This is a genomic window from Paraburkholderia caballeronis, from assembly GCF_900104845.1.
Classification (GTDB): Bacteria; Pseudomonadota; Gammaproteobacteria; order Burkholderiales; family Burkholderiaceae; genus Paraburkholderia; species Paraburkholderia caballeronis.
The window spans coordinates 1,981,631-2,007,715 of the sequence record NZ_FNSR01000001.1; the positions used below are offsets into that span (position 1 = coordinate 1,981,631).

Genomic DNA, 26,085 nt, shown 5'->3' on the forward strand with positions numbered 1-26,085 from the left:
AACGGGGCCGTAAAAGGGTCCTGGAACGGCGTGCATGCCCGGCGTCCCGCCCATTCGAAACTGGAGCGGGAGACTGGATGTGCTTCATCAAATCATCGACCGCAGGCTGGCAGGCAAGAACAAGAGCATTGCAAACCGCGAACGCTTTCTGCGTCGCGTGAAAAACTACATTCGTCACGCCGTTTCGGAGGCGGTGCGTGACCGCAGCATCAAGGACATACAGAACAACCAGAGCATCACGATCCCGCGCAAGGACATCGCGGAGCCGTCGTTCCGGCACGGCGCCGGCGGCCGGCGCGAGATGGTCCATCCGGGCAACGAGGACTACGTGCGCGGCGACCGCATCCCGCGGCCGCAGGGCGGCGCGGGCGGCGGCGGCAGCCAGGCGAGCAACGACGGCGAGGGGCAGGACGACTTCGTGTTCGAGCTGTCCCGCGAAGAGTTCATGCAGTATTTCTTCGACGACCTCGAACTGCCGCGTCTCGTGAAGACGCATCTGCTCGCGGTGCCGACGTGGAAAAGCATCCGCGCCGGCTGGGCGGCCGAAGGCACGCCGAACAACATCGACGTCGTCAGGTCGCTGCGCAGCGCGCTCGGCCGCCGCATCGCGCTCGGCGCGCCGCTCGTGAACGAGCTTCACGAACTCGAACAGCAACTGGAAACGCTGAAAGCGGACCCGTCCGACCGGCGCGAGGAAATCCGGGTGCTCGAAGAGGAAATCCACCATCTGCGCGGGCGCATCTGGCGCATTCCGTTCATCGATCCATTCGATCTGCGCTACATCAACCGGGTCAAGCAGCCGCAGCCGTCGAGCCAGGCCGTGATGTTCTGCCTGATGGACGTGTCCGGCTCGATGGACGAGCAGCGCAAGGACCTGTCGAAGCGCTTTTTCATCCTGCTGTACCTGTTCCTGAAGCGCAACTACGAGCGCATCGAGGTGGTGTTCATCCGCCACCACACGCGCGCGGAGGAAGTCGACGAAGACACGTTCTTCCATTCGACCGAAAGCGGCGGCACGGTCGTGTCGAGCGCGCTGGAACTGATGAAGCAGGTGATCGAGGACCGTTATTCGCCGACCGACTGGAACATCTACGGCGCGCAGGCGTCGGACGGCGACAACTGGACCGACGATTCTCCCAAGTGCCGGAAGATCCTCGCGGATGACATCCTGCCGAAGGTGCGCTATTTTGCGTATATTCAGGTGACGCCGGAAGAGCAGAATCTCTGGCTCGAATATGCGCAGCTCGCGCTGTCGCAGCCGCATCTGGCCATGAAGAAGGTCGATACGGCGGCCGACATCTATCCGGTGTTTCGCGAACTGTTCGAAAAGCAGGTGGCCACCACATGACGACAAGGCATCTGCACAACGAGGCGCGCGGCTATGAGCCGGAGCGCAGCAAGCGCGGCGGGCAGGAGCACGGTCAGGGCGGGGACGATGCGCAACGGCCGGCCGCGGAGGCGGGGGGACACGAAGTGGAGCCCGCGCCGCTCAAGTCCGGGTCGCCCGGGCAAAGGGAAGTCCGCATGAACGTAGCCGACAGAAGGCCGTTGCCGTGCCCGTCCGACTGGACCTTCGAACTGATCGAGGAGTACGACACGCACATCTCGCATGTTGCGGAGCAATACGAACTCGATGTCTATCCGATCCAGCTCGAACTGATCAGCGCCGAACAGATGATGGACGCGTACGCGTCCGTCGGGATGCCGGTCAACTACCGGCACTGGTCGTTCGGCAAGCACTTCCTCTCCACCGAGAAGAGCTACCGGCGCGGCCAGATGGGTCTCGCGTACGAGATCGTCATCAACTCGAATCCGTGCATCGCGTACCTGATGGAAGAGAACACGATGACGATGCAGGCGCTCGTCATCGCGCACGCGGCGTACGGACACAACTCGTTCTTCAAGGGCAACTACCTGTTCCGGCTGTGGACCGACGCGCACGCGATCATCGACTATCTCGTGTACGCGAAGAACTACATCGCCGAATGCGAGGAACGGTTCGGGCTCGATCGCGTCGAGGAACTGCTGGACTCGTGCCATGCGCTGATGAACTACGGCGTTGACCGCTACAAGCGGCCGCAGAAGCTGTCGCTCGAACGCGAGGCCGCGCTGCGGCGCGAGCGCGAGGCGTATCTGCAGTCGCAGGTGAACGAACTGTGGCGCACGCTGCCGGCGAGACAGGCGCCGCTCGCGGAAGAGATCGAGGAGCGTTTTCCGCCCGAGCCGCAGGAGAACCTGCTGTACTTCGCGGAAAAGAACGCGCCGCTGCTGGAGCCGTGGGAGCGCGAGGTGATCCGCATCGTGCGCAAGATCGGCCAGTACTTCTATCCGCAGCGGCAGACCCAGGTGATGAACGAAGGCTGGGCGACGTTCTGGCATTACACGCTGCTGAACACGCTGTACAACCAGGGCAAGCTGGAAGACGGCTTCATGATGGAGTTCCTCCATTCGCACAGCAACGTGATCTACCAGCCGCCGGTCACGAAACCGTACTACAGCGGGATCAATCCGTATGCGCTCGGCTTCTCGATGATGAGCGACATCCGCCGCATCTGCGAGTCGCCGACCGAAGAGGATCGCCGCTGGTTCCCGGAACTCGCGGGCAGCCCGTGGCTGAAGGCGCTGCACTACGCGATGCGCAACTTCAAGGACGAGAGCTTCATCGCGCAGTATCTGTCGCCGCACCTGATCCGCGAGATGCGGCTCTTCTCGGTGCTCGACGACGACATGCGCGACGCGCTCGAAGTGTCCGCGATCCACGACGACAGCGGTTATCAGTACGTGCGCCAGGCGCTGTCGCGTCAGTACGACATGCATCACCGCGAGCCGAACATCCAGGTGTGGTCGGTCAACATGCGCGGCGACCGCAGCCTGACGCTGCGGCATTTCATGAGCGACAACCGCCATCTGTCCGGCGACACCGACGAAGTGCTGCGCCACATGGCGCGGCTGTGGCAGTTCGACGTGTACCTCGAAAGCGTCGACGAGAACGGTACGGTCAGGAAGCGTTATGACTGCCGTTACTCGCCGCCGCCGATCAAGGTATAGATACCGGTTTTTACAGCGTTCCTTTCAGCAGTTGCTTTCGGCCAGCCTTCGGGCTGGCCTTTTTTATGGCGGCCGGCAGCGTGGCCGGTATCGGCAGCCGTCGCACCGCGGGAGTGAAACCGGATCGGTGTTTGCCCTGACGAGGTGCGCGGTTCCCTGAACCGGTGCGGCTGATATATCATGCTTCGATATATTCACGTGCCGTGCATCTTTGCTCCGGAAGACGCGGCACGCTTTTTATCGACAGCCGATACTCACCGTGCCCGATCCGATCCTCGACTGGTTTTCCCGTTTCCGTCCGTCGCAGACCCGCGTGCGCTGGCCCGAGCGCATGCGCGCGTGCGTCGGCGCCCTGGTTGGCATCGCGCTGACCGGCCTTGCAATGCGGTTCGCGCCGGGCGGCGGCGCGGCGATGCCGCTGCTGATCGCGCCGATGGGCGCGTCCGCCGTGCTGCTGTTCGGCGTGCCGGCGAGCCCGCTCGCGCAGCCGTGGTCGATTTTCGGCGGCAACCTGGTGTCGGCGTTCGTCGGCGTCACATGCGCGACGCTGATCGCGCAGCCGGTCGATGCGGCCGCCTGCGCGATCGCGCTTGCGATCGGCGCGATGTTCGCGCTGCGCTGCGTGCATCCGCCGTCCGGCGCGGTCGCGCTGACCGCGGTGCTCGGCGGCCCGTCGATCCACGCGCTCGGCTACGGGTTCGTGCTCGCGCCGGTCGGCGTGCAGACGCTGCTGCTGCTCGGCTCGGCGCTCGCGTATCACGCGGCGACCGGGCATCGTTATCCGCACGCGGCGGCCGCGTCGGCGCCCGACGCGCCGGCGGACCGGCAAAAGCAGCCGCCGACGTTCACCCATGCCGATTTCGAAGCCGCATTGAGCGGCCGCGACGACTGGCTCGACATCGCGCCGGACGATCTCGAAGCGCTGCTGCGTGACCTGCAACGGCATGCGTACGTCCGTGCGTCGCAGGACGTGACCGCCGCCGACATCATGTCGCCGCCGGCCGCAACGGTGCCGGCTACCGCGTCCGCCGCCGACGCGTGGCAACTGCTGCATCGGCACGATGCCGACGCGCTGCCGGTCACCGACGCGGCGCGCCGCGTGGCGGGCGTCATCACGCGCGACGGTCTGCACAGAGCGGGCTTCGCGCACGACGCCGCGCGTCCGCGCGGCCTCGGCCTGCGCCGGCCGGCGCGGCGCTTCGACCGGCGCGCAGCGGGCACGCCGGTCCATGCGCTGCTCGACGCCGCACATCCGACGATCCATCACGGACATCCGGTGGTCGATCTGCTCGCGCTGTTCGCGCGCGGCGCACACGCGCATCTGCCGGTGCTCGACGACGAAGGACGGCTTGCCGGCATCGTCACGCAGGCCGATCTGATCGCGGGCCTGCATCGGCAGACGCATCGCTACCGGCGGCAGCCGACCGCCTGAGCATCGGCCTTTACCCGCGCGAAGGTTCGCCCATTTATATCAAATTATGATATGTTTGCCGCTCGTCAAATCGAGCGTCGATTCATGAGCAAACGTCACAGCGGCCTCGCGAAGGCCGATTTCGAGCAGTTGTCCGAGTTCCGCTACCAGATGCGCCGCTTCGAGCGTTTCTCGGAGCAGGCCGCGCAGGCCGAGGGCATCACGCCGCTGCAATACCTGTTGCTGCTGCACATCAAGGGATATCCGCAGCGCGAATGGGCGACGATCGGCGAACTGGCCGAGCGGCTGCAGGCGCAGCATCACGGCGTCGTGTCGCTGGTGTCGCGCTGCGAGGCGCTCGGGCTCGTCGAGCGCCGGCCGAGCGAGGTCGACCGCCGGCAGGTCGAGGTGCATCTGCTCGAACCCGGCGAGACGCTGCTCGCGAAACTCGCGCAGAAACATCGCGCGGAACTGAAGTCGCTGGCCGGCACGTTCCGCGTCCCGCAGATCGATCGATAAACAAGGCCCGTCCATCGTCATGCACGCCGCCCCGCACAAACGCGATTTTTCCGTCAACGCGAGACTGCCCGGCATCTGCGCGCTCGCCGCCGCGATCGGCGTGTTGAGCACGGCCGCCGCGTACGTGCTGCTGCACCTGATCCGCTTCTTCACGAACCTGTTTTTCTTCGGCAGCCTGTCGTTCGCGGACCGCTCGCCGGCCGGCCATGCGCTCGGCGCGTGGGTCGTGCTGGTGCCGGTCGCGGGCGGCCTGATCGTCGGGCTGATCGCGCGTTACGGGTCCGAGCGGATTCGCGGCCACGGCATTCCGGAGGCGATCGAGGCGATCCTGTTCGGCCGCAGCCGGATGTCGCCGAAGGTCGCGATCCTGAAGCCGCTCGCGTCCGGCATCGCGATCGGCAGCGGCGGGCCGTTCGGCGCGGAAGGGCCGATCATCATGACCGGTGGCGCGCTCGGTTCGCTCGTCGCGCAGTGCGTGCGGCTGTCGGCGGCCGAGCGCAAGACGCTGCTCGTCGCCGGCGCGGCGGCCGGGATGACCGCGGTGTTCGGCACGCCGGTCGCCGCGGTGCTGCTGGCGGTCGAACTGCTGCTGTTCGAATGGCGTCCGCGCAGCCTGATTCCGGTTGCGCTCGCCTGCGCGGTCGCCGGCTTCGCGCGCGGCGCCGGGTTCGGCACTGGCGTGCTGTTCCCGCTCGCGACCGCGCCGGTCATGCCGCTGTCGCTCGTGTCGTGCGTGATCGCCGGCCTGCTGTGCGGCGCGCTGGCGGCGGGGCTGTCGGGCGCGCTGTACAAGGTCGAGGATCTATTCGCGCGGCTGCCGGTGCACTGGATGTGGTGGCCGGCGATCGGCGGCCTCGCGGTCGGCATCGGCGGGTGGATCGAGCCGCGTGCGCTCGGCGTCGGTTACGACGTGATCGGCGATCTGCTGCATCTGCAACTCGGCTGGCAGACCGCAGCGGCGATCCTCGGCGTGAAGGCGGTGATCTGGGTGATCGCGCTCGGCTCCGGCACGTCGGGCGGCGTGCTCGCGCCGCTGCTGATGCTCGGCGCGGGGCTCGGCGTGCTGACCGGCCACCTGCTGCCCGGCGGCGAGCCGCTGCTGTGGCCGCTCGTCTGCATGGCCGCGACGCTGGGCGCTACGCTCGGCGCGCCGCTGACCGCGATCGTCTTCGCGTTCGAACTCACGCACGACGCGAACGCGCTGCTGCCGCTGCTCGCGGCGACGCTGGTCGCGCATGCGCTCTCGACGGTCGTGATGCGCCGCTCGATCATGACCGGGAAGATCGCGCGGCGCGGCCGCCATATCTATCGCGAGTATGGCGTCGATCCGCTGGAGCGGCATTACGTGGACGAAGTGATGACGCGCGACGTCGAGACGATCGACGCGTCGCTCACGGCGCAAGCCGCGCTGGCGAAACACTTCGATGCGACGCAGACGCATCGTGCGTATCCGGTCGTCGATGAAGCGGGCGCGGCGGTCGGCGTCGCGGATCGCGCCTCGTTGATGGCGCTGGCGGCCGATGAGCGGTCGCAACATGCGCCGCTGCTGAATTCGCTGCACGTTCGCATGCCGGCGGTCGCGCTCGCCGACGAGACCTGCCGGCTCGTGGCGACGCGCCTTGCGGTGCATGGGCTCGAACGGCTGCCGGTCGTCGCGGACCGGCAGTCGATGCGGCTGACCGGCATCGTGTCGCGCAGCGATCTCGTGAAGCTGTCGCTCGCGCACTTCGACGACGAACATCGGCGCGAGCGTTTCAGGCGTGTGTTGCCGGCCGGCGGCGTTAAACGGCGAGGGCGGAAAGCGCGACGCGCGATGGCGGCGCGTTAGCGGTTCGGGCGAAGCATGACGACGTGCGCAGACACGCCGATCCTGCGGCTCGCTGCTTCGCTTGACCGATGACCGACGCGGCGTCGTCCGCCGCCCTGACAGCTTCAACGACTCACCTGCCCATAAGCGAGCGACAGCCGCGTCGCCCCCGATCCCGCGCTACCGGCTACCATACGCGCTTGTCCATAAAAACGGGGGCACGCGGATGCGCGAGCCGAAAGGAACAGGAACGGCCGATGGCGATTGAACTGCTCAGGGGCATACGCCCGCTGACGCGCGCGTCGGCGCTGCGCGACGCGCTGGCCGGCGCAACGCTCGCATCGATGAACGTTCCGCAACTGCTCGGTTATGCGCGCATCGCCGGGATGCCGGCGGTCACGGGCCTCTACACCGGCTTCCTGCCGCTGATCGCGTTCGCGTTGTTCGGCGCGTCGCGCCACCTCGTCGTCGCGGCCGACTCGGCGACCGCGACGATTCTCGCGGGCCGCCTGTCCTCGATGGCCGCGCCGTCGAGCGCCGAATACGTCGCGCTCGCGGGCGCGACCGCGCTGCTGACCGCCGGCCTGCTGCTGCTCGCGCGGATCTTCCGCCTCGGTTTCCTCGCGGACTTCCTGTCGCGCACGGTGCTGGTCGGTTTTCTCGCGGGCGTCGGCATGCAGGTCGGCATCGCGATGCTCGGCGACATGGCCGGCCTGTCGATCTCGTCGCCGCGCACGACCGAGCAGGTCAGGCAGATCGTGTCGCAACTGGGCGGCATCCACTGGCCGACGCTCGGCATCTCGGCGCTGGTCGCCGCATCGATCCTGATCTTCCGGCGCTACCGGCCGCACTGGCCCGTGCCGCTCGTCGCGGTGGTCGGCGGCATCGTCGCGAGCAGCACGCTGCACTTCGCCGCGCACGGCATCGCGGTCATCGGGCCGGTCGCGGGCGGGCTGCCGTCGCTGCGCCTGCCGCTCGTGAACTGGACCCAGGTGCTCGATCTGCTGCCGGTCGCCGCGTCGTGTTTCGCGATCATCGTCGCGCAGAGCGCCGCGACGAGCCGCGCGTTCGCGGAGCGTTACCGCGAGCGCATCGACGACGACACGAACCTGCTCGGCCTCGCGGCCGCGAACGCGGCGGCGTCGCTGTCCGGCGCGTTCGTCGTGAACGGCAGTCTCACGCAGACCGCGATGGCCGACCAGGCCGGCGCGCGCAGCCAGTTCGCGCAACTGACGTTCGCGGTCGTCGTGCTGGTGGTGCTGCTGTTCCTGAGCCGCTGGCTGCAATACCTGCCGCATTGCGTGCTGGCGAGCGTCGTGTTCACGATCGCGTGCGGGCTCGTGCAAGGGCGCGCGCTGCTGGACATGCGGCACGAGAGTCCCGGCGAACTCGCGCTCGCGATCGTGACCGCGCTCGCGGTCGTGACGGTCGGCGTCGAGAACGGGATTCTGCTCGCGATCGCGCTGTCGCTGCTGCGGCACGTGCGGCATTCGTATCGTCCGCACACGATGATGCTCGCGCCCGGCGACGGGGGACGCTGGCTGCCGGTGCCCGCGCAGCCGGGCCGCGAGACCGCGCCGGGGCTGATCGTCTACCGGTTCGGCGCGGACCTGTTCTACGCGAACGATCACCTGTTCGTCGACGAGACGCACCGGCTGATCGGCGCGGCGCCGACGCCGGTGCGCTGGTTCGTCGTCGATGCGGCGGCGATCACCGACATCGACTATTCGGCCGGGCGCTCGGTCTGCGACCTGTGCGACGAGCTGGCGAAACGCGGCGTGCGCGTGATTTTCGCGCGCGTGAATCCTTATCTGCGCGCGGACATGGACCGGCACCGGATCACCCCGGTCGTGGGCGCGCAGAACCTGTTCGAGACGCTGCACGAAGCGTTGGCGGCGGTGCACCCGGATCTCGGCGCGCGCTCGGAGACGTGATGCGCGACGAAGAAGGCGGGTGCGGCAGCACTTGGTGAACGGGCTCGCGCGGCATCCCTCATCACGCAGCGTCAACCCGCAAGCCGTTTTCAAACCCCCACGCGCCGGGCCTCGTTCGCCCGCGATCACGGCGGCTTGTCTTATTGACGCCACGACCGTCATCCGCGATCCTCGCGTTATTCAGCGTCCGCGCATAAGCGCGGTCCAGCGAGGAGATTCCGATGAGCGCGCAGTCCGCAAGATTCGCCGAACCGTCGAGGTGCGACAGGCGCGGCAGCCGGCCGGGTTGCGCACCCGCCGGTTGCAGCAGCAACGATGGACGCGGCAGCCATCCATTGCCTCGCGTCGTGCAGGCCGCGTGGCCGCGCGGTTCACATGGCGCGTGGACTGCCTGCCATTCGAAAGCGGGGCCGATATGGCGACATTGAAGGACGTCGCCGCGCTCGCGGGCGTCGGTCTGTCCACTGCGTCCCGCGCGATCTCCGGCAACGGCCCGGTGTCCGCCGACGCGGCCGCGCGCGTGCACGCCGCGATCGAGGCATTGAACTTCCGCCCGTCGTCGATCGGCCGCGCGATGGCGACGCAGTCGCTCGGCATCATCGGCATCTTCGTGCCGACGTTCTTCGGCTCGTATTACGGGACGATCCTGAAGGAGACCGACGCGGAACTGCGCAGCGTCGGCCGCCATGTCGTCGTCGCGACCGGTTATGGCGAACTGTCGCCGCGCGAGCAGGCGATCGAGGGGGTGCGTTTTCTGATCGGCCGCGACTGCGACGGCATCGCGGTCATCAGCCACGATCTGCGCGACGACGACCTTGCGATGCTGCACGGCCTGCATCCGCGAATGGTGTTCGTGAACCGCGCGTTCGCGCAGATAACGGAAGCGTCGTTCTGCGTCGATCACTTCGGCGGCGGCGTGCTGGCCGCGCGCACGCTGGTCGAGCACGGCCATCGCGACATCGCGGTGATCGCCGGGCCGGACACGGCGACCGACAACGTCGACCGGATGAACGGCTTTTTCGCGGAACTGGAACGGCACGGCATTACGCGCGAGTCGGTGCCGTTCGTCGCGTCGGACTTCTCGCTCGAAGGCGGCTTCAGGTCCGTGCGCGTGCTGCTCGACATGCGGCGGCGCTTCACGGGTCTGTTCTGCGCGAACGACACGATGGCGGTCGGCGCGCTCGCGCAGTTGCAGCAGTCGGGCATCTCGGTGCCGCACGACCTGTCGGTGATCGGCTACGACGACGACTATTCGGCCGCGTACACCGCACCCGCGCTGACGTCGGTGCATATCCCCACCGCCGAATTGACGCGCAACGCGGTGCGCTGGCTGCTGAACCAGTGCTATCGGACCACGTGGTCGATCGAGCGGGACTTCCCGGTCAGCGTGACGATGCGCGCGTCGGTCGCGAAAGCGCCTGACGCGCGCGTATCGGAGCCCGCGACGAGATAAAGCGAAGCGGGCGGCAACGGCAACGCGCCGCCGCCGCCCGCGTCATCGCGGTATCAATGCGCCGGCTGCCATGTGCCGGTCAGCGACTTCAGGAACGCGACGATCGCATCGACGTCCGCATCCGACAACTGCGTGCCGACCTGATACTTCGCCATGTCGCGCACCGCGTCGCGCAGATCGGCGCGGCTGCCGTCGTGGAAATACGGCGCGGTCAGTTCGACGTTGCGCAGGCCCGGCGTCTTGAACGCATGACGGTCGAGCGGATCGTGCGTGACGCCCCAGCGGCCGTTGTCCGCATCGGTCAGCCCGTTGCTGCGCGCGGCGAAGTAGTCGGCCGCGCGGCCCATCCGTTCGAACGACTGCCCGCCGAGGTTCTTGCCGACGTGGCACGTCGTGCAGCGGTTCGCCTTGAACAACTGGTAGCCGCGCACTTCCTCGCTGTTCAGCGCATGCGCGTCGCCGCGCAGGTAGGCGTCGAAGCGGCTCGGCGTCAGCAGGGTCTTTTCGAACTCGGCGATCGCGTCGGTGATGTTCGCGCCGGACCAGCCGTTCGGATACACCTTCGTGAACGCGGCGGTCAGCGCGTCGTCCTTCTTCAGCTTGCCGACGATCTGATCCCACGACGTGGACGCCATCTCGATCGGGTTCAGCGGCGGGCCGCCCGCCTGGTCCTGCAACGTGCCGGCGCGGCCGTCCCAGAACTGCATGTGGTTCAGCGCGGCGTTGAACACCGTCGGCGCGTTGATCACGCCGATCGTGCCGCCGACGCCCGGCGAGAGTTTTTTGTTGTCGACGCCGCCGGTGGACAGCGAATGGCAGCTTGCGCACGAGATCGAGTTGTCGGCGGACAGCCGCGGGTCGTGGAACAGTTGCAGCCCGAGCGCGACCTTGCGCGCGTTGGTCGGCAGCGATTTCGGCAGCGGCTGCACCGGCTCGTTCGCGAACTCGGGCGCGACGCCGTGCGTCCCGTAGGCGGTCTTGCGCTGCGACGCGATCCAGTCGAGCAGCGCGCTGCGGTCCGCGTCGGTCAGGCCGGTCGTCCAGTGCACCGAGCGGAACAGCGCCGGCGGCATCGAGCCGTCCTTCGCGACCGCTTCGAGCTTCGCGAGGTCGGCTTCGGGCGCGGGTTTGCCGTCCGCGAGCGCCGCATACAGCGTGTCGAGGCGGAAGTAGCGCAGGCCGGTTTGCACGTCGCGGTCGGACAGTTGCCGGATGCCGGGCAGCGCCGCATAACCGGGCAGCACGGCATTCGCCGAGTGGCAGTAGTAACACGCGTTGCGGTCGAGCACGTTGCGGATGCGGGCCGCTTCGGGCGAAGCGGCGGGCAGCGCGGCGGCCGCTGCGGCGTAGTGGGTATCGTGGCGGTATGCGAGGCCGGAGACGGCCAGGTAGCCGAGCACCACAGCGGCGATCAGCACGGTCAGGAGTTTTTTCACCTGTGTTCCTATCTTGATTTCTATCCGGATTCCTTAGCGGGGCGATCCGGACGGAAATCCGCAGGCTGAACGGGGCCGGCCGGATCAGGCGTCGATGCTACTGAATGCCGGCGAGCGCCTATTGCGGCGCATCAACAGGCGAGCGGGCGCCCGCGAAACATTCGCGTGTCCCTGGGCGTACGTCGAAGAAGAGCGCCGTCGCGCGTTCTTGCGCGTTCCCGCGCGGACGGCGTGCGGGTGAAGAAGGCGCGCGCGTTACGGCCTGGGCACGCGGCCCATCAGATAAAACTCGTCGTTCGGCCGCATCGAGATCGTGTTCGCGAGCCGGTTCGACAGCCCGAAAAACGCGGTGATCGCCGCGATGTCCCATGCGTCCTCGTCGCTGAAACCCTGCGCGCGCAACGTGGCGAAGTCCGCGTCGTCGACGGACGCCGAATCGCGGCACACCTTCATCGCGAAGTCGAGCATCGCGCGCTGGCGCGGCGTGATGTCGGCCTTGCGGTAGTTGACCGCGACCTGGTCGGCGACGCGCGGCGCCTTCTCGTAGATGCGCAGGATCGCGCCGTGCGCGACGACGCAGTACAGGCAGTCGTTCGCGGCGCTGGTCGCGACGACGATCATCTCGCGCTCGCCCTTCGTGAGCCCGCTTTCCTTCAGCATCAGCGCGTCGTGATACGCGAAGAACGCGCGGAACTCGTCGGGCCGGTGCGCGAGCGCGAGCAACACGTTCGGCACGAAGCCGGCCTTGTCCTGCACTTCGACGATGCGGCGGCGGATGTCGTCGGGCCACGCGGCGGGGTCCGGGACCGGATAACGGCTGATCGGCGGGGTGGTCATAGAGGGTCTCCCTGGGTATCGTTTCGGGCGATTGTAGCGGGCAAGGCACGCGCCTTGCGCGGGCGGCCAGTTTGATCGCCCGACGGAACACGCCGATGAACGGGACTCGCGCGCCATGCTTTGTCGTATCGCCGCATCTGGACGATGCGGTGTTCAGTTGCGGGATGCTGCTCGCGACGCATCCGGAATCGGTCGTCTGCACGGTGTTCGCGGGCGAGCCGCCGGGACGCCGCGAAACGCCGTGGGACCGCGCGTGCGGGTTCGCGGATTCGCGGCAGGCAATGCAGACGCGCTGGAACGAGGACCGTCGCGCGCTGGAGCATTGCGGCGCGCGTGCGGTGCATCTGCGTTTTCTCGATTCGCAGTATGCGCCGCTGCCCGCTGCGGACGACGTCGCGGCGGCAATAAGCGATGCCTGGCGGCGCAGCGGCCTTGCCACGCTCGTCGTGCCGCTCGGGCTTTATCACTCGGATCATCTGCTGACCGGCGACGCGTGCTGCCGGCTGCTGCGCAGCGGGCGGCCCGGCTCGTGCATCGCGTATGAGGACGCGCTGTATCGCACGCGGCCGGGGATCGTGCGCGACAGGCGCGACGCGCTCGCGCGGGCGGGCGTGACGATGTCGTCGCTGCCCGACGACGCGCTCGGCGCGCGAAGCGGCGGCGCGGCGGCGGCTGTCAAGCGTCGCGCGGTGCGCACGTATCGCACTCAACTGCGCGCGTTCAACGACGCTTATCCGTACGATCTCGCGGAACCCGAGCGATTCTGGATACTGGCGGCGATGTAGCAGGCGGTGTTCGTCACACGGTGAGCGTGCAACGGTCGGGTCGGTCCGCAACGCCGAAATGCCGCAACGCGACGATAAAACGGCCAATGTCCCGCAGACCTCAAGCCGGTTCCCGCATCTCAACCGACCACTTTCGCTGTTTCTTCCTGCCGCGTCGTCGTCTCGCGGTGAGCGGCCATACGTTCCTTTTTCGCCACGATCCTGCGCATTTCGACGACCCGCGGATCGACGGCATGGCGTCGGCGCATCGCCCAGCCGATGCCCCGCAGCAGAGCGCCGGTGTCCGCGAGCAAATGGCCGCCGCGCGCGCTCGCGACACACGCCTCCAGCGTCGCCGCCGCAACGTCGCGCCACGGCAGCCGCAGCCAGGCGACGAGCGCCGCGTTGCGCGCGAGCAGCCGCTGGCGCAAGCCGCTGTCGCGCCGTGCCGACGGCCGATGCAGCACGGTCATCGCATCGCAATAGACGATCGCGTGGCCCGCATCGAGCAGGTCGAGCGCGACCAGTTCCTCCTCGCCGCCGATGAAGAGCCGAGGTTCATATCCGCCGAGCGCGCGAAAGAGCGATGTGCGGAACACGCACGCGCCCGCCATGTAGCCGACGAGCGACGGCCCCGGCAGGTCGTGACGGTCGAGCGGACTCGCGCGCATCGCATCGCAGGTCGGGTCCGGGTCGCGCGCGTCGCCGACCACCACGCGCGCGCTCAGCACCGCGACGCGCGGCCAGCGGTCGAGCAGCGCGACCGCGTGCGCGAGCGAGCCGGCCTGCCATTCCGTGTCGTCGTCGCTGAACGCGACGTAGTCGGTCGATGCGAGCGCCGCCGCGCGATTGCGGCCCGCCGCGCCCAGGTTCGTCGCGCAGCGCACGACGCGCACGGACGGAAAGCGTTCCGCGAGCGCAGCGGCGGTGCCGTCGGTCGAGCCGTTGTCCGCGACGATCACCGGCACACGCTCCGGCAGCGATTGCAGATGCTCGACCGTGCGCAGCACTTCGCGGCGACGGTTGTGCGTGAGAACGACGACGGTGATGCGGGCCTTCATGCGCGGTCCTCCGGACGTGCGGCCCGCGACGCGCGGGCATTCGCGGCTGGTCCGCAAGGCGCGTTCCCGGCGCTGGCTTCAACGGGTCCGGGCGCGGCCGGCGCGACGTCCGCGGCACATCGATTGCGAACGATGACGGGGCGCGGTGTGCGCCGTTCACGCGGCACGATACGGCCGCATCCGGCATTCGCAAACAGATTCACCTGCAAAGGAGAGCGACGATGAGCAGATCGACGAAGACGACGAAGAGACTCGTGGCCTGTGCGTTCACGATGGCTTCGCTGGCCGTTTCGGGCGCGGTGTTCGCGCAGGGCGGCGGGGCGGGGGGCGGCGGCGGCGCGGGCGGTAGCGCCGGGGGCGGCGCGGGCGTGGGCGCCGGCGGCGGGACGGCCGGCGGCGCGGCGGGCCTGGGCGGCAACGGGGGCGCGACCGGCGGCGCGAACAGCAGCGGTTACGGCTCGCCGGGCGTGACCGGCACCGGCGGCGGCGTGGGGACCGGCACCGGCGCGACGCCGAACGCCGCGCCCGGCATGCGCGCGGGTCCGTCGATGAATGACGGCACGATGGGTTCGCCGCGCCCGACTCCGCCGGCCGCCATGCCGTACAACAACGACAACGGCCAGTAGCCTGGTGCGGCGCAACGAATCGACGTCGGCGAAACCGCCGCGAACGGGCTCGCGCAAGACGCTCGTTGCCGCCGCGCCACCCCAACCGGACATGCCGCGCTTTCATGCGCGGCGTGCCGGTCCCGATCGAACGCCAATCCGTATCACCAGGCACCCGGTTTGCTGACTGGGAACCGGACATCGGCGGAGCGTGTATCCGCCCGCCGCAATCAAGGATGAGGAGGTAATGCAATGGCTGCCAAGCTCGATAAATGCAGGGTCGCGATTCTGGCCGTGGACGGCTTCGAGGAAGCCGAACTGACCGAGCCGCATCGCGCGCTGACCGACGCCGGCGCGAAGGTCGATGTGATCTCGCAGAAGGACGGCGAGATCCAGGGGTTCCGTCACGTGGACAAGGGCAGCAAGGTGAAGGTCGATCGCACCTTCGGCAGCGCGCGCGCCGACGACTACGACGCGGTCGTGCTGCCGGGCGGCGTCGTCAACGGCGACGCAATCCGGCTGATCCCGGAGGCGCAGGCGTTCGTGAAGTCCGCGAACGCGGCGCACAAGCCGATCGCGGTGATCTGTCATGGCGGCTGGCTGCCGGTGTCGGCGGGCATCGTGAAGGGCCATACGATGACGAGCTGGCCGACGCTGCAGGACGACATCCGCAACGCGGGCGGCACGTGGGTCGATCAGCGCGTCGTGCGCGACGGCAACTTCATCACGAGCCGCAAGCCGGACGACCTGCCGGCGTTCAATGCCGAACTGATCTCGTGTCTCGCGGCGCAGAGCGGGGCCGCAGCGTGAGCGCCGACGTGTCCACCGCGCGCGACGGACAGGACCGGGCCGGCGCGGGCAACGCCGCCGCGCCGCGCGTGACGTTTCCGGACGAGCCGCCGGTATTCGACGGCGCGAACATGCTGATGCGCTTCGTCGTCGATCTGGACGGCGAGCCGGTCGTCTGCGCGATCACCGCCGAGGCGCTCGAAGACCACTTCGGCGCGGATTCCGCACTCGAAGCGGTGTTGTCCGCCGCGTTTGCGCGCGGCCGCGCGCGCATCTGCGCCGCCTGCGCCGAGGCGATCCGCGAGACCGGCGGCAGCGTCGTGCTGCACAGCGGACGCTTCCGCGCGGCCAGCGGCTGAAGCAGGACGGGCGACGCGCGTAGCGCAATGCGCTGCGCGTGCCGCCTGCAAGGAGGTCATATGTCTTTGATCGTGGCAGGACGCTTCACGACCTTCGACGACGCCGAGACGGCCATCGGCCGCCTGCGCTCGAACGGTTTCGTGGACGAGGACATCTCGCTGTTCTACGTGAACCCGGGCGGCCAGCACGCCCGGTTTCCGGTCGGCGGCGACCGTTATGCGGACCCGCAGGCGCGCACGGCGTCGCTCGGCGCAGGCGCGGGCGTCGCGGCGGGCGCGCTGATCGGCATCGTCGTCGCGCTCGCGCTGTCGTATTTCCTCTTTCATACGCTGCTCGTGCTGGCGATCGCGGCCGGGATCGGCGCCTATGTCGGCTCGCTCGCGGGCGCGATGTGGCAGACCCGCGGCGGCGGCCATCGTCCCACGCCGGACGCCGCGCACGAACCCGACGGCACGCCGCGCACGCGCGAATCCGGCGTGCTGCTGGCGGTGCACGTCAGTCCGCAGACCCAGCAGCGCGCGGCCGAACTGCTGCGCGACGCGGGCGGCATGGAGGTCGAGCGCGCATCGGGGCGCTGGCAGGATGGCCGCTGGGCCGACTTCGATCCGACCCGCACGCTCCAGCCGGTCGGCCGGATGAACGGCTAGGCGGCATCGGTATCGGCATCGGCGCGCAGCCGCTTTGTCGAGCGGCCCGCGCCGGAAAGCGCCGCGCAGCAGGCAGTGAAAAAACGCAGTACGGCAAACGGGCACGACCCGAAAACAGGAGGTAGTCATGCTTCAATACGCAGCCATCTTTTTCGTGATCGCGATCATTGCCGCCGTGTTCGGCTTCGGCGGCATTGCGGCCGGCGCAGCGGCCATTGCGAAGGTGCTGTTCTTCATCTTCCTCGTGATCTTCCTCGTCACGCTGCTGCTCGGCGTCGTGCGGCGCGGTTAGTGCGCGCGCCCCGTAACGGCGTAACGACCCGAACGACGGGCAGGACCGGCGCCGCGCAGCGGCGCGGCGTCGGACCCGGCCCGGGTTTTCTTTCGCGTGGGATTCGCCAGGAGGACTGACGCCATGCCGCGGGCAATCTGGAAAGGCGCGATCAGCTTCGGCCTCGTGTACGTGCCGGTCGAGGTGTATCCGGCGACGCGCGCGACGCATACGTCGTTCAATCTGCTGGACCGCCGCTCGCTGGATCCGGTCGGCTACCGGCAGATCAACAAGCGGACCGGCAAGGAGGTCGCGCGCAAGGACATCGTGCGCGGCTACGAATACGAGAAGGATCGCTACGTCGTCGTGTCCGACGACGAGATCGCGGCGGCGAGCCCCGAATCGACGCAGACCGTCGATATCGTCACGTTCGTCGAGGCCCCCGCCGTGTCGTTCCTGTATCTGGACACGCCGTATTACCTCGCGCCGGACCGGCGCGGCGACAAGGCGTATGCGCTGCTGCGCGACGCGCTCGCCGCGAGCGGCAAGATCGGCATCGCGCAGGTCGTGCTGCACAGCAAGCAGCATCTCGCGGCGCTGGTGCCGGCCGGGCCGGTGCTCGCGCTGAACACGCTGCGCTGGGCCGACGAGGTGAGGGCCGTGGACGAACTCGGCAAGCTGCCGGGCAGCGCGAAGGCGGCCGGCATCAGCGCGCGCGAGATGGAGATGGCGCGCAAGCTGATCGACGACATGAGCGCTACGTGGGACCCGGCCGACTATCACGACACGTTCCACGACGAGATCCTCGCGCTGATCGACCGAAAGGTGCGCGAAGGCAAGACGACGGAAGTCGAGCCGGTCGAGACGCAGGCGCCGCAACGGCGCTCGGCGGATATCGTCGACCTGTCCGAACTGCTCAAGCGCAGTCTCGGCCAGCGGCGCGGCGGCGACGCGGCGAACGACGGCGCGCGCCGCAGTGCTCGCGAAGCCGCGTCCGATGAAGAAAGTCCGGATGACGATGCGAACGCGCCCGCCGCGAACGGCCGCAGTACGCGCCGCAGGACGAAGACGGCCACCCGCGGCGAGCCGCCGGACGCGCCCGCGTCGGCGTCCGCCGCGCGCAGCCGCAACGGCGGCACGCCGAAGCGCAGCCGCCGCGCCGCGTGAAGGAAGGATGAGCGGTCCGCAGGGATTTTCGGGAGTCAGCGACGATGAATCGCAAGCTCGATACCTACCAGTCGATGCGCCGCTTCGGCGAGACGCCGGAGCCGCCCGGCGCGCGCGCCAAACGCGGCAGCGCGCGGGCCGCGCACGACCTTGCGTTCGTGATCCAGCGCCACGACGCGCGGCGGCTGCATTACGACTTCCGGCTCGAACTGGACGGCACGTTGAAGTCGTGGGCCGTGCCGAAGGGGCCGAGTCTCGACCCGTCGGTGAAGCGTCTCGCGGTGCACGTCGAGGATCATCCGCTCGAATACGGATCGTTCGAAGGCGTGATTCCGGAAGGCAGCTACGGCGCGGGGACCGTCGAGATATGGGACCGCGGCACGTGGCGTCCGGTGGGGACGCTGCGCGACGCGCGCGAAGGTTACGAACGCGGCCGGCTGAAGTTCGAACTCGACGGCGAAAAGCTGCACGGCAGGTGGATGCTCGTGCGCAGCCGGATGGATGACACGAAGCAGGAGCAGTGGCTGTTGATCAAGGAGCGCGACGAGAACGCGGTGGGCCAGGACGAGTTCGACGTCGTCGCGGACGGCGGCCCGCCGGTCGGGCGCAGGCGCGACGGCGCGGCGAAGCGGCGGCCCGCGGGCGCGAAAATCTCGAACGCGTCGAACGCGTCGAACGCGTCGAACGCGTCGAACGTGTCGAAGGCGTCGAAGGCCGCGGGCAACGGCCGCGAGGCGGAGGCGAACGGCGCGGCGTCGGCCCACGTCGCGCAGGCCGGCGTCGCGGCGAGCACGCTGCCCGATCCGGCGGCGGCCGCATCGAAGCGGACCGCGCGCGGCAAGCATGCGAAGGAGGCCCCGCTGGCAGGCGCGGTGCGCGCCCCATTGCCGGCCACGCTCGCGCCCGAACTGGCGACGCCCGCCGATGCGCCGCCGGCTGGCGACGACTGGCTGTACGAACTGAAGTTCGACGGCTACCGCGTGCTCGCGCGCATCGAGCGGCGCGGCGGCAAGACCGACGTGCGGGTGCTGACGCGCGCCGGCAACGACTGGACCGACCGTTTCCGCGCGCAGGCCGACGCGCTGCGCGAACTCGACGTCGACTCCGCGTGGCTCGACGGCGAGGCGGTGGTGCTCGACGCGCACGGCGTGCCGGACTTCCAGGCGCTGCAGAACGCGTTCGACGCGAACCGGCCGCAGGACATCGTGTTTTATCTGTTCGACCTGCCGTACCTGAACGGCGACGATCTGCGCGGCGTGCCGCTCGAACAGCGGCGCGCGCGGCTGGGCGAACTGATGCAGGCGACGAAGAGCGACGCGCTGCGCTTCTCCGATGCGTTCGCCGGCGATCCATGGCAACTACTCGAAGCGGCGTGCGAAGCCGGCCTCGAAGGGCTCGTCGCGAAACGGCGCGACAGCGACTACACGTCGACGCGCAGCAGCGCATGGCTGAAGCTGCGTTGCTCGCGCCGCCAGGAGTTCGTGATCGGCGGTTATACGGAGCCGTCCGGCAGCCGCATCGGTTTCGGCGCGCTGCTGGTCGGGGTGTACGACGGCGACGGACAGTTGCAGTACGCGGGCCGCGTCGGCACCGGCTTCGACAACCGGCTGCTCGATTCGCTCGCGCGCGAACTGAACGCGCGCGAGAGCCGCAGGATGCCGTTCGCGCGCAAGCCGCCGGCCGATGCGCGCGCGCCAGTGCATTGGGTGAAGCCGGAACTCGTCGCCGAATGCCGGTTCAAGACGTGGACGAGCGACGGGATCATCCGCCAGGCGTCGTTCGTCGGGCTGCGGCGCGACAAGCCCGCGAAGGAGATCATTCGCGAGCAGCAGGGGCCGGCGGTGAAGGGCCAGGGCAACGGCCGTGGTCACGCTACGCGCGAACAACCGAAACGGGCGCGAGCGTCGAATGCCTCGCCCAAAACCTCGAACGACACCCTCGCCGGCGTACGAATCTCGCACCCGGACCGCGTGATCGACGCGGACAGCGGCACGCGCAAGCTCGACCTCGCGCGTTACTTCGAATGGGTCGCGCCATGGTTCCTGCCGCATCTGCAAAAGCGCCCGGTCGCGCTGGTGCGCGCGCCGGACGGCGTCGGCGGCGAACTGTTCTTCCAGAAGCACGCGACGCGTCTCGACGTGCCGAACGTCACGCAGCACGCGGGACTCGATCCGGGCCATCAGCCGCTGGTGACGATCGAGAACGTCGCGGCGCTCGTCGGCGCGGCGCAGATGGGCACGATCGAACTGCACACGTGGAACGCGCTGGTGACGAGCATCGAGAAGCCGGACCGCATCGTGTTCGACCTCGATCCCGATCCGTCGCTCGGCTGGGACAGGATGATCGACGCCGCGCGGCTCACGCGCGAACTGCTGCATGAACTCGGCTTCGAGTCGTGGTGCAAGACGAGCGGCGGCAAGGGGCTGCACGTGGTCGTGCCGCTCGCGCGCCATGCGGGCTGGGACGACGCGAAGGATTTCGCGCACGCGGTCGCCGACCACATGGCCGCGACGCTGCCGGACCGCTTCAGCGCGAAGATGGGGCCGCGCAATCGCGAGGGGCGCATCTTCGTCGACTATCTGCGCAACAACCGCGGCGCGAGCACGATCGCCGCGTATGCGCCGCGCGCGCGGCCGGGTCTCGGCGTGTCGGTGCCGATCGCGTGGGACGAACTCGACCGCACGACCGGCGGCGCGCAATGGACCGTCGCGAACCTGCGCGAACGGCTCGATGGGTTGCGCTCGGACCCGTGGGCCGGTTATGCGCAGGCAAGGCAACGCATCACGGCGGCGGCGAAGCGGCGGCTGCGCGGCGCGTAGTAGCCGCCGCATCCGCGACTGCATCCGCGATTAAACAAACGGAGGACTACGATGAACGACCGTCAACGACATCAACCCCAACCGCAGGCTGCCCGCCAGGCAGAGAAGCACGAAGGCAGGCATCCGCGCCACGAAGGCGACGAGCCGATCGCGCAGCGCGACGAACACGAGCCGCGCTCGGTCGGCAAGCAGGCGCATCACGACATCGAGCAAGGACAGAAGGACACCGACCGGCGCGGCGGCGACGAGTATCAGGAGCGCACGCAGAACGACCAGCACGCGAACCGCAATTCGCGCGGCGGGCAGAAGCCGCCCGAGCGACACTGACCAGCACTAACGGACACGCGCACGAGCCGCCGCGTCGATCGACACAAAAAGAGGCCGCTTCGGCAAAGACGAACCGAAGCGGCCGACATGATCGACGCGGATTTCCCGTCCGACCTGCCCGGCGCGTATCGCGCCGGGCGCCACACAAACGCTGCGTTCTATCGCGTCACCGCACGACTTACAGCTTCACGCCGCCGGCCTCGGGCGGTTCATAACGGGGGTCCTCGCCGGGCAGCGCCGTGTCGGTGTCCCAGTACGGATCGCGGCCGTAATACTGATGCACGGAACTGGCCCAGGTCCGGTCCGCCATCGACGGCCAGTGGTCCTTGTCGAACCCCGGCGCATCCTTTACGCGCTCGGACGGCATGGCGAGCAGGAAGCACTTGCGGTTCGTATCGAGCGTCAGCGCGCTCCATGGGATCGCGAGCAGCTTGTCGCCGATGCCGAGAAAACCGCCGCTCGACATCACCACGTACGCGACGCGCCCGGTCTGCACGTCGAGCATGATGTCCTTGACCTTGCCGACTTCTTCGCCGTCCGAACTCAGCACGCGATCGCTGTCGAGCGTGCTCGCGGCCATCACGTCGGGGCCGGGGCCGGCTGCGGTTTCGCTTCCCTTGCCGACAATGCGTGCGCCATTGCCGGTCGGGCCGGAAGAAGGGATGGTGTTCGCCATGATGGACTCCTTTAGGTGACGGGATGCCGTTGCATTCCCGATGCAGGGATTCAGCAATGGCCGTTCCGCGAACGGTTCTCCTGTGGCGCGCGCCCGCGCCGCGCGGCGTTGAAAAAACTCCCGCGCGCGGTGCAGGCTTTGCAGGGGTGACGGCGCCGTGTCGCCGCCGCGTGGCGCTTCACGTTTTTCCGCCGCCGTCGATGCCCGCGCCGTTGCGCCAGACGTCCTTGCCCCGCTCGGACAGTTCGCCGCTGCTGTGCTGCGGGTCCGGCCCGGTGCCGTGGACGGCCATGTCGCCGCCGGGCGGCTCCTGAGCCTTCTGCTTTTCGCGCTTGCGCTGCGCGACGCGTTCGTCGTGCGAGCGGCCTGCGTAGTCGTTCATCGTTGCTCTCCATCGCGGGACGGTTGGGTGGCGGTCGTGCGCAGTCGATGCCCGGCGCCGTCCCGCAGGCGGCGCGCGCGCAACCGGTATGGCGCCTGTCGTCGTAAGCGGCATGCGCCGCGCCTGCATCGGGAAGCGCGCATCCCGCGTGCCGCCTTTCGCCGCGCCGACGGGCGTGCCGATTGCTGAAATCGCGGCGAGCGCAGCCGGCTCCAGTCCGACTGCATCCGGATTCAACCCTTGTTGCGGGAGACACGCAGATGGCGACCACGGTCAGCGACTTCATCGTCGAACGGCTACATCAATGGGGCGTACGGCGCATGTTCGGCTACCCCGGCGACGGCATCAACGGCATGTTCGGCGCGTTGCAGCGCGGCGGCGGCAAGATCGAGTTCGTGCAGGCGCGGCACGAGGAAATGGCCGCGTTCATGGCGAGCGCGCACGCGAAATTCACCGGCGAACTCGGCGTCTGCATCGCGACGTCCGGCCCCGGCGCGGCGCATCTGCTGACCGGCCTCTACGATGCGCGGCTCGATCACATGCCGGTGCTCGCGATCGTCGGCCAGCAGGCGAGGGCGGCGCTCGGCGCGCACTACCAGCAGGAACTCGATCTCGTGTCGATGTTCAAGGACGTCGCGAGCGCGTACGTGCAGCAGGCGAGCGTGCCCGCGCAGGTGCGGCACCTCGTCGATCGCGCGGTGCGCATCGCGCTCGCGAGCCGCACCGTCACCGCGATCGTGCTGCCGAACGACCTTCAGGAACTGCCGTTCGAGCCGCCCGCGCGCAAGCACGGCACCGCGCATTCGGGCGTCGGTTATTCGCGGCCTGAAGTCGTGCCGCGCCGCGACGATCTGGAGCGCGCGGCCGAAGTGCTGAACGCGGGGCGGCGCGTCGCGATGCTGGTCGGCGCGGGCGCGCTGAACGCGACCGACGAAGTGATCGCGGTCGCGGACCGGCTCGGCGCGGGTGTCGCGAAGGCGCTGCTCGGCAAGGCCGCGGTGCCGGACGACCTGCCGTGGGTGACGGGCTCGATCGGCCTGCTCGGCACGAAACCGACCGACGAGATGATGATGTCGTGCGACACGCTGCTGATGGTCGGCTCCGGTTTTCCATACTCGGAATTCCTGCCGAAAGAAGGCGACGCGCGCGGCGTGCAGATCGACATCGACGCGGGCATGCTGAGCGTGCGCTACCCGATGGAGGTGAGCCTCGTCGGCGACAGCGCGGCGACGCTGCGCGCGCTGCTGCCGCTGCTCGAACAGAAGAGCGCCGAATCGTGGCGCGAGCGGATCGAACGCTGGAACGACCGCTGGCAGCGCACGCTGCACGAGCGCGCGCACGCGCCGACCGGCGGCGCGGTGAACCCGCAGCGGATCGTCACCGAACTGTCGTCGCGGCTGCCGGACGGCGCGATCGTCACCAGCGATTCCGGCTCGTGCGCGAACTGGTATGCGCGCGACCTGAAGATCCGGCGCGGCATGATGTGCTCGTTGTCCGGCGGCCTCGCGTCGATGGGCGCGGCGGTGCCTTATGCGATCGCCGCCAAGTTCGCGCATCCGTCGCGGCCGGTGATCGCGATCGTCGGCGACGGCGCGATGCAGATGAACAACATGGCCGAACTCATCACCGTCGCGAAGTACTGGAAGGACTGGACCGACCCGCGCTGGATCTGCGTGGTGCTGAACAACCAGGACCTGAACCAGGTGACCTGGGAGCAGCGCGTGATGGAAGGCGACCCGAAGTTCGTCGCGTCGCAGCAGATCCCCGACGTGCCGTATCACCGCTTCGCGGAGATGATCGGGCTCGCGGGCCTGTACGTGGACGACGCGGAACAACTCGGGTCCGCGTGGGACGAGGCGCTCGCGGCGGTGCGGCCGGTCGTGATCGAGGTGAAGACCGATCCGGAAGTGCCGCCGCTGCCGCCGCACATCACGCTGGACCAGGCGAAGCATTTCGCGCAGACGCTGATGGAAGGCGACCCGGCCGAGCGCGGCGTGATCGCGAACACCGCGCGGCAGGTGCTGTCGAGCGTGCTGCCGGGAAAGAAGGATTGAGCGCGCGGGCGGCGGGCCGCGCGGGCCCGCGCCGGTCGTGCCAGCAGCGCCGTTAGCGCGATGCCTGCCGCTGCGTGTCGCTCCATCCGCCGCCGAGCGCCTTGTACAGCGACACGAGATCGGTGCACACCTGCAACTGCGCCTGCTGCGCGTCGCGTTGCGCGCTGTTCAGTTGCCGCTCGGCGTCGAGCACGTCGAGGAACGACACCATGCCGTGACGATAGCTGTCGCGCGCGAGTTCGTACGCGCGCTGCTGCGCGGCGGCCGACGCGTCGAGCGACGCGAGCCGCGCCTGGTCGGTGCGATACACGGCGAGCGCGTTTTCGACGTCGCGCAGCGCAACCAGCACGGTCTTGCGGTAGTCGATCGCGGCCTCGACCTCGCGCAGCTTCGTCAGCCGCAGATTCGACACCAGCGCGCCGCCCTCGAAGATCGGCAGCGACACGCTCGGCCCCCACGACCAGAACAGATGCGACCAGCGCGCGAGATCGCCCGGCGTCGTCGCGCGCGTGCCGGCTTGCGCGCCGAGCGAGAGGTCCGGATAGAACTGCGCGACCGCGACGCCGACGCCGGCCGTCGCCGCGTGCAGCGACGCTTCCGCGCGGCGGATGTCCGGCCGCCGGCGCGCGAGCGTCGAAGGCAGGCCGACCGGCACGGCCGGCGGCGTCCGCGGCAGCGCGGCGGCCGGCGACAGTTGCGCGTCGAGCGCGCCCGGCGCTTCGCCGACCAGCACCGCGAGGCCGTTCAACGCCTGCGCGATCTGCTGGTCGTATTGCGGCAGCAGCGCCTCGGTCTGCGTGCGCTGCGCGTCGGAACGCTCGACGTTCAGTTCGCTTTCGAGCCCATGCCGCGCGCTGTTGCGCGCGAGTTCGACCACTTCGCGCTGCTGGTCGATCAGCGATTCCGCGATCGCGCGCAGCGCCTGCGCGCCGCGCAGTTGCAGATAGGTTTCCGCGACCTCCGCTTCGAGCGACACCTGGGCGTCGTGCTGCGTTTCGGCCGCGACGTCGGTCTGCGCATTCGCGGCCTCGACCGAGCGGCGCACGCGGCCGAACAGGTCGAGTTCCCACGATGCGTCGAAACCCGCCTGCCACAGATTGACCGGCGCGGTCAGCTGGTCGAGCGCGCTCGTCGCGCCGCGTTGCGCGGCCGCGCCCGCGCCGGGCGCGAAGCGGTTCAGCGGCGAATCGGGCGCGCCGAGCCGGTTCACGTCGTCGTACACGCCGTTCGATTCGAGCAAGCCCTTGATGCCCAACTGCTCACGCTCGTAACTCGCGCTCGCGCGCACGTTCGGCAAACCCTGCGCTGCGGTCTGCTGCACCTGCTCGCGCGCCTGCGCGATCCGCACGACCGCTTCGCGCAGATCCGGGTTGTCCGCGAGCGCGCGGTCGATCAGCGCGTCGAGCGTCGGGTCGCCGAAACTTTGCCACCAGCGCGGGTCGGGATCGGCTTCGGCGGCGGGTGTCGAAGGCGGCGTTTTCGCCGTTGCGTTCGCGTCGGCGCCGCGTTGCGGGTCGCGCCATGCGGCCGGCGCGTTCGCCTGCGGCGGTTTGAAGTCCGGGCCGACCGTGCAGGATGCGAGGGTTAATGCGGCCACGATGGCTGCGAGGCGAGTCGGGGCAATTCGACGGGTTCGTGGCGACGCGGCGAGACGGCCACCCGAAACGACCCGCAAGACAGGCAGCAAAGCAGGCAACGAAGCGAAAGCCTCCCGCATC

23 protein-coding genes are annotated in these 26,085 nt (G+C 69.0%); 17 read left to right on the plus strand and 6 right to left on the minus strand.

The window, feature by feature from the left end; all coding sequences use genetic code 11:
• Nucleotides 1-79: 79 nt before the first annotated feature.
• The 7 genes from BLV92_RS08795 (at nucleotide 80) to BLV92_RS08825 (ending at nucleotide 10,172) form a co-directional block, all read left to right on the plus strand.
• Nucleotides 80-1,348 carry a YeaH/YhbH family protein gene (locus BLV92_RS08795; RefSeq protein ID WP_090544119.1) on the plus strand — a complete coding sequence of 423 codons (1,269 nt, stop codon included), beginning with the start codon at nucleotides 80-82 and terminating at the stop codon, nucleotides 1,346-1,348.
• Entirely contained in the window at nucleotides 1,345-3,048 is a 1,704-nt protein-coding gene (locus BLV92_RS08800) for a SpoVR family protein (protein WP_090544121.1), read from the plus strand. Before BLV92_RS08795 ends, BLV92_RS08800 begins: the two co-directional genes overlap by 4 nt.
• Before the next feature lie 259 nt (nucleotides 3,049-3,307).
• Nucleotides 3,308-4,480 (plus strand): HPP family protein, encoded by a 1,173-nt coding sequence (locus BLV92_RS08805; RefSeq protein ID WP_244283765.1) that lies wholly within the window; start codon nucleotides 3,308-3,310, stop codon nucleotides 4,478-4,480.
• Nucleotides 4,481-4,564: 84 nt separating this feature from the next.
• Complete coding sequence (locus tag BLV92_RS08810) at nucleotides 4,565-4,978, plus strand: MarR family winged helix-turn-helix transcriptional regulator (protein ID WP_090544123.1); 414 nt, start codon at nucleotides 4,565-4,567, stop codon at nucleotides 4,976-4,978.
• Nucleotides 4,979-4,997: 19 nt separating this feature from the next.
• Nucleotides 4,998-6,806, plus strand: coding sequence for a chloride channel protein (locus tag BLV92_RS08815; RefSeq protein WP_090544124.1), 1,809 nt, complete (start codon nucleotides 4,998-5,000; stop codon nucleotides 6,804-6,806).
• A 236-nt stretch (nucleotides 6,807-7,042) separates the two neighbouring features.
• On the plus strand, nucleotides 7,043-8,719 hold the full coding sequence (locus BLV92_RS08820; RefSeq protein ID WP_090544126.1) for a SulP family inorganic anion transporter: 1,677 nt from the start codon (nucleotides 7,043-7,045) through the stop codon (nucleotides 8,717-8,719).
• A 415-nt stretch (nucleotides 8,720-9,134) separates the two neighbouring features.
• A complete protein-coding gene (locus tag BLV92_RS08825; protein ID WP_090544128.1) occupies nucleotides 9,135-10,172 on the plus strand; it encodes a substrate-binding domain-containing protein in 1,038 nt (345 codons plus the stop codon).
• A gap of 53 nt (nucleotides 10,173-10,225) precedes the next feature.
• Here the strand turns inward: BLV92_RS08825 and BLV92_RS08830 are convergent, their stop codons facing one another.
• A complete protein-coding gene (locus BLV92_RS08830; protein WP_090544130.1) occupies nucleotides 10,226-11,608 on the minus strand; it encodes a cytochrome c peroxidase in 1,383 nt (460 codons plus the stop codon).
• 255 nt (nucleotides 11,609-11,863) lie between these two features.
• Nucleotides 11,864-12,445: a peroxidase-related enzyme gene (locus BLV92_RS08835; protein ID WP_090544132.1), complete on the minus strand. Its 582-nt coding sequence runs from the start codon at nucleotides 12,443-12,445 to the stop codon at nucleotides 11,864-11,866.
• Nucleotides 12,446-12,540: 95 nt separating this feature from the next.
• Between BLV92_RS08835 and BLV92_RS08840 the strand changes: the two genes are divergently transcribed.
• A complete protein-coding gene (locus tag BLV92_RS08840; protein ID WP_090544134.1) occupies nucleotides 12,541-13,230 on the plus strand; it encodes a PIG-L family deacetylase in 690 nt (229 codons plus the stop codon).
• 119 nt (nucleotides 13,231-13,349) lie between these two features.
• On the opposite strand, the gene BLV92_RS08845 is transcribed toward BLV92_RS08840, so the two are convergent.
• On the minus strand, nucleotides 13,350-14,270 hold the full coding sequence (locus tag BLV92_RS08845; RefSeq protein ID WP_090544136.1) for a glycosyltransferase family 2 protein: 921 nt from the start codon (nucleotides 14,268-14,270) through the stop codon (nucleotides 13,350-13,352).
• Nucleotides 14,271-14,491: 221 nt separating this feature from the next.
• Here BLV92_RS08845 and BLV92_RS08850 point away from each other — a divergent pair, with 221 nt between their 5' ends.
• From BLV92_RS08850 to BLV92_RS08885, 8 genes are all read left to right on the plus strand, one after another.
• The gene (locus BLV92_RS08850; protein WP_167627007.1) at nucleotides 14,492-14,896 is read left to right on the plus strand and encodes a hypothetical protein; all 405 of its coding nucleotides are present in this window, start codon (nucleotides 14,492-14,494) and stop codon (nucleotides 14,894-14,896) included.
• A 231-nt stretch (nucleotides 14,897-15,127) separates the two neighbouring features.
• Complete coding sequence (locus BLV92_RS08855) at nucleotides 15,128-15,685, plus strand: type 1 glutamine amidotransferase domain-containing protein (RefSeq protein WP_090544138.1); 558 nt, start codon at nucleotides 15,128-15,130, stop codon at nucleotides 15,683-15,685.
• Between the two features lie 8 nt (nucleotides 15,686-15,693).
• Nucleotides 15,694-16,023 carry a DUF1488 family protein gene (locus BLV92_RS08860; RefSeq protein ID WP_243842420.1) on the plus strand — a complete coding sequence of 110 codons (330 nt, stop codon included), beginning with the start codon at nucleotides 15,694-15,696 and terminating at the stop codon, nucleotides 16,021-16,023.
• 60 nt (nucleotides 16,024-16,083) lie between these two features.
• On the plus strand, nucleotides 16,084-16,671 hold the full coding sequence (locus BLV92_RS08865) for a hypothetical protein (protein ID WP_090544140.1): 588 nt from the start codon (nucleotides 16,084-16,086) through the stop codon (nucleotides 16,669-16,671).
• A 127-nt stretch (nucleotides 16,672-16,798) separates the two neighbouring features.
• Complete coding sequence (locus BLV92_RS08870) at nucleotides 16,799-16,963, plus strand: DUF1328 domain-containing protein (protein WP_090544142.1); 165 nt, start codon at nucleotides 16,799-16,801, stop codon at nucleotides 16,961-16,963.
• Nucleotides 16,964-17,086: 123 nt separating this feature from the next.
• Nucleotides 17,087-18,109, plus strand: coding sequence for a non-homologous end joining protein Ku (ku, locus tag BLV92_RS08875; RefSeq protein ID WP_090544144.1), 1,023 nt, complete (start codon nucleotides 17,087-17,089; stop codon nucleotides 18,107-18,109).
• Nucleotides 18,110-18,153: 44 nt separating this feature from the next.
• Complete coding sequence (gene ligD, locus BLV92_RS08880; protein WP_090544146.1) at nucleotides 18,154-20,928, plus strand: DNA ligase D; 2,775 nt, start codon at nucleotides 18,154-18,156, stop codon at nucleotides 20,926-20,928.
• 51 nt (nucleotides 20,929-20,979) lie between these two features.
• Complete coding sequence (locus BLV92_RS08885) at nucleotides 20,980-21,255, plus strand: hypothetical protein (protein ID WP_090544148.1); 276 nt, start codon at nucleotides 20,980-20,982, stop codon at nucleotides 21,253-21,255.
• 178 nt (nucleotides 21,256-21,433) lie between these two features.
• Here the strand turns inward: BLV92_RS08885 and BLV92_RS08890 are convergent, their stop codons facing one another.
• Complete coding sequence (locus BLV92_RS08890; RefSeq protein WP_090544150.1) at nucleotides 21,434-21,931, minus strand: PRC-barrel domain-containing protein; 498 nt, start codon at nucleotides 21,929-21,931, stop codon at nucleotides 21,434-21,436.
• A 178-nt stretch (nucleotides 21,932-22,109) separates the two neighbouring features.
• Complete coding sequence (locus BLV92_RS08895) at nucleotides 22,110-22,313, minus strand: hypothetical protein (protein WP_090544152.1); 204 nt, start codon at nucleotides 22,311-22,313, stop codon at nucleotides 22,110-22,112.
• Nucleotides 22,314-22,573: 260 nt separating this feature from the next.
• On the opposite strand from BLV92_RS08895, the gene BLV92_RS08900 reads away from it, so the two are divergent.
• Complete coding sequence (locus tag BLV92_RS08900) at nucleotides 22,574-24,367, plus strand: thiamine pyrophosphate-requiring protein (protein ID WP_090544154.1); 1,794 nt, start codon at nucleotides 22,574-22,576, stop codon at nucleotides 24,365-24,367.
• 52 nt (nucleotides 24,368-24,419) lie between these two features.
• On the opposite strand, the gene BLV92_RS08905 is transcribed toward BLV92_RS08900, so the two are convergent.
• The gene (locus BLV92_RS08905) at nucleotides 24,420-26,084 is read right to left on the minus strand and encodes an efflux transporter outer membrane subunit (RefSeq protein WP_090544156.1); all 1,665 of its coding nucleotides are present in this window, start codon (nucleotides 26,082-26,084) and stop codon (nucleotides 24,420-24,422) included.
• Nucleotide 26,085: the final 1 nt, after the last annotated feature.

Excerpts from the sequence above, each read along its gene's own strand:
- BLV92_RS08900 (WP_090544154.1), top strand. The coding sequence starts at position 22,574 with ATGGCGACCACGGTCAGCGACTTCATCGTCGAACGGCTACATCAATGG.
- BLV92_RS08905 (WP_090544156.1), bottom strand. The coding sequence starts at position 26,084 with ATGCGGGAGGCTTTCGCTTCGTTGCCTGCTTTGCTGCCTGTCTTGCGG.
- BLV92_RS08825 (WP_090544128.1), top strand. The coding sequence starts at position 9,135 with ATGGCGACATTGAAGGACGTCGCCGCGCTCGCGGGCGTCGGTCTGTCC.
- BLV92_RS08885 (WP_090544148.1), top strand. The coding sequence starts at position 20,980 with ATGAACGACCGTCAACGACATCAACCCCAACCGCAGGCTGCCCGCCAG.
- BLV92_RS08870 (WP_090544142.1), top strand. The coding sequence starts at position 16,799 with ATGCTTCAATACGCAGCCATCTTTTTCGTGATCGCGATCATTGCCGCC.
- BLV92_RS08895 (WP_090544152.1), bottom strand. The coding sequence starts at position 22,313 with ATGAACGACTACGCAGGCCGCTCGCACGACGAACGCGTCGCGCAGCGC.
- BLV92_RS08800 (WP_090544121.1), top strand. The coding sequence starts at position 1,345 with ATGACGACAAGGCATCTGCACAACGAGGCGCGCGGCTATGAGCCGGAG.
- BLV92_RS08840 (WP_090544134.1), top strand. The coding sequence starts at position 12,541 with ATGAACGGGACTCGCGCGCCATGCTTTGTCGTATCGCCGCATCTGGAC.
- BLV92_RS08855 (WP_090544138.1), top strand. The coding sequence starts at position 15,128 with ATGGCTGCCAAGCTCGATAAATGCAGGGTCGCGATTCTGGCCGTGGAC.
- BLV92_RS08815 (WP_090544124.1), top strand. The coding sequence starts at position 4,998 with ATGCACGCCGCCCCGCACAAACGCGATTTTTCCGTCAACGCGAGACTG.
- BLV92_RS08865 (WP_090544140.1), top strand. The coding sequence starts at position 16,084 with ATGTCTTTGATCGTGGCAGGACGCTTCACGACCTTCGACGACGCCGAG.
- ku (WP_090544144.1), top strand. The coding sequence starts at position 17,087 with ATGCCGCGGGCAATCTGGAAAGGCGCGATCAGCTTCGGCCTCGTGTAC.
- BLV92_RS08835 (WP_090544132.1), bottom strand. The coding sequence starts at position 12,445 with ATGACCACCCCGCCGATCAGCCGTTATCCGGTCCCGGACCCCGCCGCG.
- ligD (WP_090544146.1), top strand. The coding sequence starts at position 18,154 with ATGAATCGCAAGCTCGATACCTACCAGTCGATGCGCCGCTTCGGCGAG.
- BLV92_RS08850 (WP_167627007.1), top strand. The coding sequence starts at position 14,492 with ATGAGCAGATCGACGAAGACGACGAAGAGACTCGTGGCCTGTGCGTTC.
- BLV92_RS08810 (WP_090544123.1), top strand. The coding sequence starts at position 4,565 with ATGAGCAAACGTCACAGCGGCCTCGCGAAGGCCGATTTCGAGCAGTTG.
- BLV92_RS08820 (WP_090544126.1), top strand. The coding sequence starts at position 7,043 with ATGGCGATTGAACTGCTCAGGGGCATACGCCCGCTGACGCGCGCGTCG.
- BLV92_RS08845 (WP_090544136.1), bottom strand. The coding sequence starts at position 14,270 with ATGAAGGCCCGCATCACCGTCGTCGTTCTCACGCACAACCGTCGCCGC.
- BLV92_RS08890 (WP_090544150.1), bottom strand. The coding sequence starts at position 21,931 with ATGGCGAACACCATCCCTTCTTCCGGCCCGACCGGCAATGGCGCACGC.